The 9610-nt window shown below is 57.0% G+C and carries 7 protein-coding genes; all 7 read left to right on the top strand.

What is annotated here, in order from left to right; genetic code table 11:
* Positions 1 to 3747: YDG domain-containing protein (locus CNQ84_RS16625; protein ID WP_245841448.1), on the top strand; the 3747-nt coding region annotated here is incomplete at its 5' end.
* 172 nt (positions 3748 to 3919) lie between these two features.
* Positions 3920 to 5455 carry a ShlB/FhaC/HecB family hemolysin secretion/activation protein gene (locus CNQ84_RS16620; RefSeq protein ID WP_165771314.1) on the top strand — a complete coding sequence of 512 codons (1536 nt, stop codon included), beginning with the start codon at positions 3920 to 3922 and terminating at the stop codon, positions 5453 to 5455.
* 330 nt (positions 5456 to 5785) lie between these two features.
* Complete coding sequence (locus tag CNQ84_RS16615) at positions 5786 to 6328, top strand: DMT family transporter (protein WP_245841447.1); 543 nt, start codon at positions 5786 to 5788, stop codon at positions 6326 to 6328.
* A 729-nt stretch (positions 6329 to 7057) separates the two neighbouring features.
* The gene (locus CNQ84_RS16610) at positions 7058 to 7576 is read left to right on the top strand and encodes an SMI1/KNR4 family protein (protein WP_096005957.1); all 519 of its coding nucleotides are present in this window, start codon (positions 7058 to 7060) and stop codon (positions 7574 to 7576) included.
* A 110-nt stretch (positions 7577 to 7686) separates the two neighbouring features.
* Positions 7687 to 8034, top strand: a complete 348-nt coding sequence (locus CNQ84_RS16605; RefSeq protein WP_096005956.1) for a DUF3024 domain-containing protein — start codon at positions 7687 to 7689, stop codon at positions 8032 to 8034.
* Positions 8035 to 8131: 97 nt separating this feature from the next.
* Entirely contained in the window at positions 8132 to 8659 is a 528-nt protein-coding gene (locus CNQ84_RS20420) for a hypothetical protein (protein WP_133065913.1), read from the top strand.
* Between the two features lie 606 nt (positions 8660 to 9265).
* Positions 9266 to 9601 carry a hypothetical protein gene (locus CNQ84_RS16595; RefSeq protein ID WP_096005954.1) on the top strand — a complete coding sequence of 112 codons (336 nt, stop codon included), beginning with the start codon at positions 9266 to 9268 and terminating at the stop codon, positions 9599 to 9601.
* Positions 9602 to 9610 lie beyond the last annotated feature (9 nt).

Below are 9610 nucleotides of genomic sequence, written 5' to 3'. Positions count from 1 at the left end.
GAGGTTGGCGGTCTGGTCGGGCATCAGTTTGATGGCAGCATCAGCCAGTCCTATGCCACAGGTGCGGTAACGGGGAGTGGTGAGGTTGGCGGTCTGGTCGGGCGTCAGAACGGTGGCAACATCAGCCAGTCCTATGCCACCGGTGCGGTAATGGGGAGTGGTCTGGTTGGCGGTCTGGTCGCGTATCAGGCCCCTAGTTACACCTCCATCACCAACAGCTACTGGAACACCGAAACAACCGGCCAGGCAACGAGCGCTGGCGGTGGCACGGGCCTGACCACCGCCCAAATGTTCTCCGCCGACAGCTTCACCGGTTTCGAGTTTGGCGAGGTGTGGGGCAATGCCGGTGACCAGATTACGCCTTATCTGCTGGGGCTGTCGGGCAATCAGGTCTTTAACCGCCATGATTTGCCCAGCGGCACCATCACTGCAACCAACCGCCCTGATGCCTATAACGTCATCCTCACTCTGCAACAGCTGCAAGCCATCAACAGCGGACTTACCGGCAACTACGTGCTGGGGGCGGATATTGATGCCAGTGCCACAGCAGGCTGGAACAGCGGTGCGGGGTTTGATCCGATTGGTAGCAGTTACAGCAATAGCTTCCGTGGCGTATTTGATGGCTTGGGGCATGTGATCAGTGATCTGTTTATTGATCGGGGAGCCACAGAGAGTGTCGGCCTGTTTGGCTTCGCCGATGGCGCAACGCTGCGTCAGGTGGGGCTGGAAAACGTCGATATTACGGGCCAGAATCTCGTCGGCGGTCTGGTGGGTGGGCAGTGGTATAGCAGTATCAGCCACTCCTATGCCACCGGTGCGGTGACGGGGAGTAATAATGTTGGCGGTCTGGTGGGTGCGCAGACTGGTAGCAGCATCAGCCAGTCTTATGCCACCGGTGCGGTGACGGGGAGTAATGATGTTGGCGGTCTGGTGGGTGCGCAGACTGGTAGCAGCATCAGCCAGTCCTATGCCATCGGTGAAGTGCAAGGGGGCGTCGATGTCGGAGGTCTGGTCGGCTATCTTGACAATGGTTCTATCAGCCAGTCCTACGCCTCCGCAAGCGTTGACGGGAACAATAGAGTTGGCGGCCTGGTTGGTACTCAAGCTTCGGGTGATATCAGCGAATCCTATGCCACGGGTGAGGTGCGAGGGAATAACATTGTTGGAACTCTGATCGGAAACTCATCGGGCACCATTTCTAATAGCTATTACCTGCTGACCGATAATCGAACCATCGAGTCCACAGACTTTGGCGTAAACACGCGTGGTGGCGTCAGGGTGGCAAGCGGTCTGACAGGTAAAACCCTGACGCTTAAAGGCGGTTTGGGTATTAGTTTGCTGGACAGCGTTGAACTGGGCGATAACGCACTGCTGGTGCAGACGGACGGAAGAATCTTCCTGCGCAGCGGCAGTACAGTGACCTCCAGCGCGGCTGGCGATGCGCTGGTTCTGGCGGGTGTAACCTTTATTAATCAGGCGGACAGATCTGCGTTGTCCGCCACAAATGCCGATGGCCGCTGGCTGATCTACAGCGATAACCCGGATGACAACACCTTTGGTGGTCTGGCCAGCGGCAATCAGGCGCTGTGGAATACCAGTTGGACTGGTTCGCCAAGTGTGACAGCCGCGGGCAACCGCTATGTGTTTGCCATGCAACCCACGCTGACGGTCACCGGCACGGTTGATGGCAGCAAGACCTACGGTGATCTGTACGCCATTACCACGCCGGTTGCCGGCACCGATTACACGCTGAGCGGGTTTGTGGACGCAGCAGCTTACGGCGATGTGTTCACCCAGGACGACGCCAGCAACATCGGTGCGCCCACGCTTGCATCGGCAGGCGCGGCCGCAAGCGCGAATGCGGGTAGCTACGGGCTGACCTGGCAGGTCGGCGATCTGGACGCCACGGGTTACAACGTCGACCTGACCGCTACCGGTGGTACGCTCACGGTGACACCGAAAATCATTGACCTGATTAACGCCATTGCGCAGAACAAGGTCTACGACGGCACCACCGATGCGGATGTGACGGCTGACCTGGATGGTGTGATCAGCGGCGATGATCTGGCTGTTGCGCTGAATGGCGCGTTCGACAACAAGCACGCTGGCACCGGCAAAGACGTCACCGTTACGGGTTCACTGAGCGGTTTGGATGCAGGCAACTACACCCTGAACGGCCCCCTTACCACCACCGCCGATATTAGCGCCAAAGTGATTGACCTGATCAACGCGGTAGCCGCCAGCAAAACCTACGACGGCACGAGCGATGCGGATGTGGCGGCAGATCTGAGTGGTGTACTCAGCGGCGACGATCTGCAATTGGCGGTTAGCGGCGAGTTTGACGACAAGAACGCGGGCACTGGCAAAACCGTCACCGTCAACGGCGCACTGTCGGGTGCCGATGCGGGTAACTACGCCCTGTCCTCAAGCAGCATCACCACCACCGCCGACATCACCGCCAAGGTGATCGATCTGATCAACGCGGCAGCCGCGAGCAAAACCTACGACGGCACGACCGATGCGGATGTGACGGCTGATCTGGCTGGCGTGATCAGCGGTGATGACCTGGCTGCTGCCTTGAATGGCGCGTTTGATAACAAGCACGCTGGCACCGGTAAAGAGGTCACCGTTACGGGTTCACTGAGCGGTTTGGATGCAGGCAACTACACCCTGAACGGCACGGTTACCACCACCGCCAACATCAGCGCCAAGGTGATCGATCTGATCAACGCAGTAGCCGCCAGCAAAACCTACGACGGCACGAGCGATGCGGATGTGGCGGCAGATCTGAGTGGTGTACTCAGCGGCGACGACCTGCAACTGGCAGTAAGCGGCGCGTTTGACGACAAGAACGCGGGCACTGGCAAAACCGTCACTGTCAGCGGTGCGCTGTCCGGCGCGGATGCCGGCAACTATGCCCTGTCGGCGAGCAGCATCACCACCACCGCCGATATCAGCGCCAAGATGATTGATCTGATCAATGTGCTGGTGCAACACAAAGTCTATGACGGTACTGCCGATGCGCAGGTGACGGCGGCGCTGGGCGGGGTACTCAGTGGTGACGATCTGCGGGTGAATCTGGACGCCTGGTTTGCTGATGCCGAGATTGGCGAGGCCAAGACCGTGACCGTCAGCGGGGTGCTTGATGGTGCGGATAGCCAAAACTACCAGCTCAATAGTCCGATTCAGGTTTTGGCCAGCATATTGGCTTATCTGCCGCCTCAGGGATATCAGGAAGCGATCAACTATCGCCCTCCACAACAGCCCTTAGAGCAGTCGCTGCCGACGCCGGAGCAACAGGCGCTGCAGCTTGAGGTTCTGGGCGACGGTCTCAATCTGTCGGGGTTGGGCGGAGCGGTAACGCTGACGGTTCCCACCGCTCCGGAGCGCCCGCTCGCGTTGCGGCTGAACTCGTCGCAGCTGCAAACGGTGGGCCTGTCAGGTAGTGAAATCGGCAGGACGGATGCTGCCACACCGAGCTTGTTCGTGGCGCTGGCGGCCTTCCTGAAAGCCAATCCCGAGGCGCGGGTTCAGCTGATGGTACAGACAGGCGACGCTGGCGCGAACCTGATCGATCCGCAACGTTTTATCGCTCACGCGCAGTCTGTTGCCGAGCTGCTGCAACGTCTTGGGGTGCCAGACGGGCAGCTACAGACCGTCGCAACGCGTAACCCGCGACCGTTCAGTGCGGGCTCTCTGCCCTTGGCGATGATGGTCAATAGCCGCGCTGACGTTCAAGCCGAATAGATAAGACCGACCAGAGGAGTGACGCCAGGTCCCGCGTGACCTGGCGGTTGTTGTCATGGAACAAATCGAGGGATTCGCAGTGAGTACAAAAGGGTTGGGGTTGTTGGCCATCTGTTGTTGGCTGCCGTCCACTGCCGCGATGGCGCAACAGCCGCCACAGGCTGGTGACAGTTTGCGCATACTTGAAGATCATGCACCGGCGTTGCCAGCCCCTGCAGACCCTGTGTTGCAGGCGCCCACAGAGGTGCCTGTAACGGCGCCGCAATCCGATGTGCGCATTCCGGTGCAGCAGTTCCGGATTCAAGGCAATCGCGCGTTGCCAACGGATGTGCTGCTGGAGCAGTTGGCTGACCTGGAGGGGCGGACGCTGACGTTGGCCGAGCTGTATCAGGCCGCCGAACGCCTTACGCTCTACTACCGTCAGCAAGGCTACCTGGTGAGTCGCGCCTATGTGCCTGCACAGGAAATTGGCGAAGACGGTGTGATTACCCTGGCGATAGCTGAAGGGGAGTATGGCCGGGTAACGCTGGATAACGGGAGTCGCCTGCGCGACGCGCTGCCTGCCGCGACGCTGAGCGGGCTGGAGGCTGGCGATGCGGTAAAGCTCAAACCGTTGGAGCGGCGTCTGCTGTTGCTCAATGATGTGCCGGGTGTACGGGCGAGATCATCGCTGGCGGCAGGGGCCGAGTCCGGCCAGTCTGATCTGACGGTCGTGTTGGAAGATGAACCGCTTGTCAGCGGTGCGCTGACGCTCGACAACTACGGTAATCGTCACACGGGGGCGTATCGCCTGGGCGGGGAGCTGTACCTGGCCAATCCCCTAGGCGTTGGTGATGCCCTGGCGCTGTCTTTGTTGGGCTCTGATGAACGGCAACTCTACTACCACGCACGCTACGATGTGCCGGTCAGCCCCTGGGGGACGCGGGCGGGTATTGTGGCCTCAAGAATGGATTATGAGCTGGGCGGCGACTTTGACGATCTGGACGCGACCGGAACCGCGGATACCGTGGGCGTATTCGTCAGCCACCCCTGGGTTCGCAGCCGCACGATGAACCTGCGCAGCACGGTGCAGGTGGATCGCAAGGACCTGACTGACGAACTGCTGGATGGCTTGATTGTTACCGACAAGACGTCTGAAAGCGTCTCGCTGGGACTCTCAGGTGATTGGCGCGACAGTCTCGGTGGCGGCGGGGTAAACGCCTTCAGTCTGAACTGGGTGCATGGGCATCTGCGTGGCGACAGTGCTGACCTTGGCAGCTATGACAAGCTGCAGTACTCGCTGCTGCGTCTGCAGCAGTTGGCGGGGCCATTCAGTCTGTACACGGCGGTGCAGGGGCAGGTGACCGATGGCAACCTTGATAGCTCAGAGCATATGTCGCTTGGCGGGCCCTATGCCGTTCGCGGTTATCCCGCGGGTGAGGCCAGCGCGGACGAGGGGGTTATCGGAACTGTTGAGCTGCGTTATCGGTGGCGGCCGCAGTGGCAGTTCACGGCGTTTGTGGATGGCGGCTATGCTCGCCTGGAACGTCACCCTCAGCAAGACGGCGACTACCATCGTAATCTGAGCAGTGCTGGGGTGGGGGCGCAGTGGCAACCCCACCCGCAACTGACGCTCAGTGCTACCAGCGCATGGCGCAGCGGCGAGCATCCCACCAGTGACACCGAGCGTACTCCGCAGGTGTGGGGGCGCATGCAGTGGTCGTTCTGACCTGATGTGTGGCCGGTTGATGCGCATGGGCAACCTGGCCATCGCTACCTGTCTGTTCTGCGGGATGCTGTGCCGGGAAGCTCTGTGTCCCGCTGGTCAATTCAGCGCTGTCTGATACTCCGCCTTTCGTCTTTCTGCTGCTGCGCTCCGTGCCGGCCTGCGCTGCCCTCGGGCTGCTGGCGCTCACCCGGCGGCGCTGGCTGCCGGCGCGCGGTACCCGCAAGCAGGTAGCGCTGGTCGGGGGTACTGCTGACCGGCGGCTACACCATCTTCTACCTGCTCTCGCTGGACGCCGGGCTCACGCCGGGGGTGCTGGCAACGGTGCTGGGCGTGCAGCCGATCCTCACCCTGATGCTGGTCGAACGCCGCGCCAACCTGCTGCGGGTATTGGGCTTGCTGTTGGCGCTCGGTGGCCTGACGCTGGTCGTGCTCGACAGCCTGCTGGCGGCGCGCTTCTCGTTGCTGGGCATCGGCCTGTCGCTGGCAGCACTGCTGTGCATCACCCTGGGTTCGATCTTCCAGAAGGGGATTCAGCAATCACCCATGGACGTGCTGCCGCTGCAATACGCCATCGGCCTGCTGATGTGCGCGGTGGTCGTACCCTTTCAGCCGTTTGACGTGGAATGGAGCGTCGGCTTTATCGTGCCGCTGCTTTACATGGGCGTGCTGATTTCGGTCGGCGCGACCCTGTTGCTGTATCGGCTGATTCGGATGGGCAATCTGGTCAACGTCACCAGTCTGTTTTATCTGATGCCCGGTTGTACCGCGCTGTTGGATTATCTGTTTTTGGGTAATCGGATGGCGGCGTTGAGTTTGGTGGGGATGGGGGCGATTGTGCTGGGGTTGGTGTTGGTGTTTAGGCCGCGTGGTTAATCCAGCGCCCGCGCTTGGATAGCCCCGGCTCGCTGCCCCTATCACCGCGTCATCCTCGCGAAGGCGAGGATCCATGGGGTTGGCGGTCATGCCGGTCACTTCGGCGCTGTCTGATAACCCGCCTTTCGCCTTCACGGCGAGCCAAAGGGGGCCGCTTGCCCGGCCCCCCTTGGCGATCCCCCCGGGCACCCGACTACGCGGCCCTTCGGGTTCGCTGCGTTGCTCGATTTATCGGGGAAGCCTCGCCGGCCACGCGAAAACTCGTCGCTTCGCTCCTCAGACACCCTACGCTTCTTTTTCCCGATAAATCTGCGCTACTCGCCCGCGTAAACGGGACTTGGGTCCGTGCATTCGCCACGTCCGTATTTGCGCGCCAAGGCCTCGCTATTTCACCTAATCTTTAGCCTAATTCAGGGTTGGCAAACGACGCGTGTAGTAGCACTATCAAATCACCGCACTTCTCGCGGCCCCGTCAGGAGGCATGGATGCTACATAGACCCGACTCATTTCACCTCGAATACCCGACAGCACCCTCACCTGCGTGCAAGCCACTGCCGTCGATCAGTGGAGCGTTAAGCCTCGTTCGGTTTAACGTTCAGCACTCGTGCGCGATGGCCGCTAATCCATTGAAATATAAGAAAATATTAGATCGCCTCGTCCGGCGTTATGCCGCGTATTAAAGTTAGTGCGATCTAATCACTGTTATGCGCTCACTTAACCAGAGGCCATATGCAAGTTACCGGACAAGCATTCCCCGATGTATTAAAAAAGCTCCATGAATTGGAGTTCAATTATCTTGATGGCGAAGGCATTGATTTTGAGCCCTACACCGAGTTTCTTTCCGAAGAAGAAACCAATGAGTGGCTCAGTGCCTGGACGGGAAACCCTCAGGCAAATACAGACGCCTATCTTGTGTTCGGGCAAGACGGAACTGGAGGTTATGCAGCTATTTGGTGCATCCGCAATAACGCGGATCTTCTCTCTCAGCCAATCGTATTCTTCGGATCGGAGGGCGAACTTGGCATAATAGCCTCAAATTTCTCTGACTATCTGTGGGTTCTTGCTAGCGGCTATGGCCCATACGAGGCAGTTAGCTATCTCAATGACGGAAGGCCGAAAAACCCAGAGTTTGCATATTTTGCTGAGCAGAACTCTACAACACCCTCCAGGAGCGCAAGCGCAATCGTTGCATCTGCAAAGGCTGAGTTCCCTGGCTTTGAGAGCAGCATTAATGCCATGTGTCAGTAACTACCAGCGCATAACAAGTCGCTCTTGTCGGACAATTTCTCCACCGCTTCGCGGCTACAAAATTGCCGCAAAGCTCTGCGTTATGTGAGGGCAATCATCGAGTTTAAATCATGGCCATAAGTGAATTTGAAATAAAGCGCTGCGAGAGGGAGCTTGAGAAATTTCTGGAGAAAAATCGACCTCCGGCTCATGTTCGGGCGCAAGTTGACCTGGGATATCGCATCACGGGCCAAAGCGTGGAGATATTCGAAGTCAGGCCAGGCTTTCGAGACCCTAGCAAAAAGACAGAAATATCCATTGCTAAGACCACCTACGTTAAATCCAAGAAAGTCTGGAAGGTGTACTGGATGCGACAAGACCTGAAGTGGCATAGCTATCCTCCAGTACCACAGGTGAGGCATCTTGAAGAATTTCTAGCATTGGTGAAGGAGGATGAAAACGCATGCTTTTTCGGCTAGTAAAGTCACATAACAATCACATTAAGTCCGCTCACTTCGTTCGCCCGACACTCGTACCTCGCGCGGCTTATGTGTGGCGTTATCTATGGGGAGTAGCATGAGAATACTTCGATTTTTTCCTTTTCTGGCGCTGATTTTTCTCCAGGCTTGTGCGAATCCATCTATCGTGAATGTGCGAGAGGGATTGGCCTCTGAGATTCCGTCAAATGCTGTAATCTTCGTTCCTAGATTTGAAGGCAATCCAGATTTTGTTGAAGAGAGCACTGATTATTTTGTGTCCATTCTTGAGGGCTCCGTGGATAACCGAATTGTGCAAGGTAGTGTGCTGAGACAAGAGTCCACTGACATCGCATCTGGCGGAAATTTGGCTCCTGTGGAAATGGCACTGAACCTTTCCCGCGAGCGTGGATATGACGTTTTAGTGATGGGGAAGGTTACAAGTCATAAAACGGCAGGAAGTCTAAACGGATTTTCCACAGTCAGAGTTTACAATGTTGAGACTGGTACCCGTATAGCGAACTTTCATCGTCCAAGCGGTTTGTTAATCGCCCATAGTGAACATCAATGTGTCATGGCGGCCGTTGAGAGAACTGCGGGTGACGCCGCAAAAGTCTTCGTCCAGTAGTCAAAGATAACAAGGCCAGGCACGGCGACGCCTTTTCCGTTGCGGCTTCGCCTTCACTACAAAGCCGCGCATGCTGGCAGCGTTATGTGGGCAGTTCATGAAGGGATTAGAATGCCGAAAAATTTGACCGAAGCGAAGGACAAGCTTTTAAGCACAGAGTACCCGCGTTGGCGCAATTTTTTATCGTGCGCGATTCTCGTGCTTGTCGTCACGGGCGCAGTATCAGCTTGGTGGTATGTCTATTACACGACCCCCGACACTGAGTGCCACAAAGGCTTTTTGTATTTCTCTGTCATATGGTTGGCTGTGCAGTGGGTAGTCATTGGTTATCTATATCGCTACCAAAACATTCCGGCATTTGCTCGGGATGCGATCAAGCTGCAGATATTGTTAGGTAATATTTGGTTTGGGCTATTTCTTTTTTCGCTGCAGCCTTGTGCTCAGTAGTCCACCCACATAACCAGTAGTTGTAGTTTGTTCCGGCCTACGGCCTCCACCGGACGCCCCCGTCGGGGCGCCGCTAAACAAAAGCGTTATGCGGCCCTACGACGCAACCTGTCACCCATATGGCGCAAGCTGAAAGAATAACGAGCCAAAGGAAAAAACATGCCAAATTTTGATCAAGACTTCGAAGCTACTCGCCTTGCCATGCTTGCCAAGCAATACCCTGAGGTTGTAAAAGAAAATGGCAAAGTGGTTTTCTGTGCGGAAGATAATGAGGCTCGCTTGAGCGGCACTCGTTGGACGGTTGAAGACGAAATTTTTGAGAAGGCTACTGAGTCAGGGTTCAAAGTGCACCTAATTGAATTGCTTGATAATTTTATTCAATATCGGAATCAATGCAGTGAACTACCGAAAAAGGAAGGTGTAGTTGGTTTTAGTGATGGTGGCTTAAATATCGAATGGCTGCCTGACGGGTCTACTGACTTATCCAATAGTTAATTTGAGTTT

The organism is Pseudomonas abyssi (assembly GCF_002307495.1).
GTDB lineage: Bacteria > Pseudomonadota > Gammaproteobacteria > Pseudomonadales > Pseudomonadaceae > Halopseudomonas > Halopseudomonas abyssi.
Note: the sequence above shows the minus strand (reverse complement) of the source record. Positions and strands in the feature narration are given on the sequence as shown.

Bases quoted from the DNA above. Each gene is read 5' to 3' on its own strand.
- CNQ84_RS20420 (WP_133065913.1), top strand. From the start codon at position 8,132: ATGAGAATACTTCGATTTTTTCCTTTTCTGGCGCTGATTTTTCTCCAG.
- CNQ84_RS16610 (WP_096005957.1), top strand. From the start codon at position 7,058: ATGCAAGTTACCGGACAAGCATTCCCCGATGTATTAAAAAAGCTCCAT.
- CNQ84_RS16605 (WP_096005956.1), top strand. From the start codon at position 7,687: ATGGCCATAAGTGAATTTGAAATAAAGCGCTGCGAGAGGGAGCTTGAG.
- CNQ84_RS16595 (WP_096005954.1), top strand. From the start codon at position 9,266: ATGCCAAATTTTGATCAAGACTTCGAAGCTACTCGCCTTGCCATGCTT.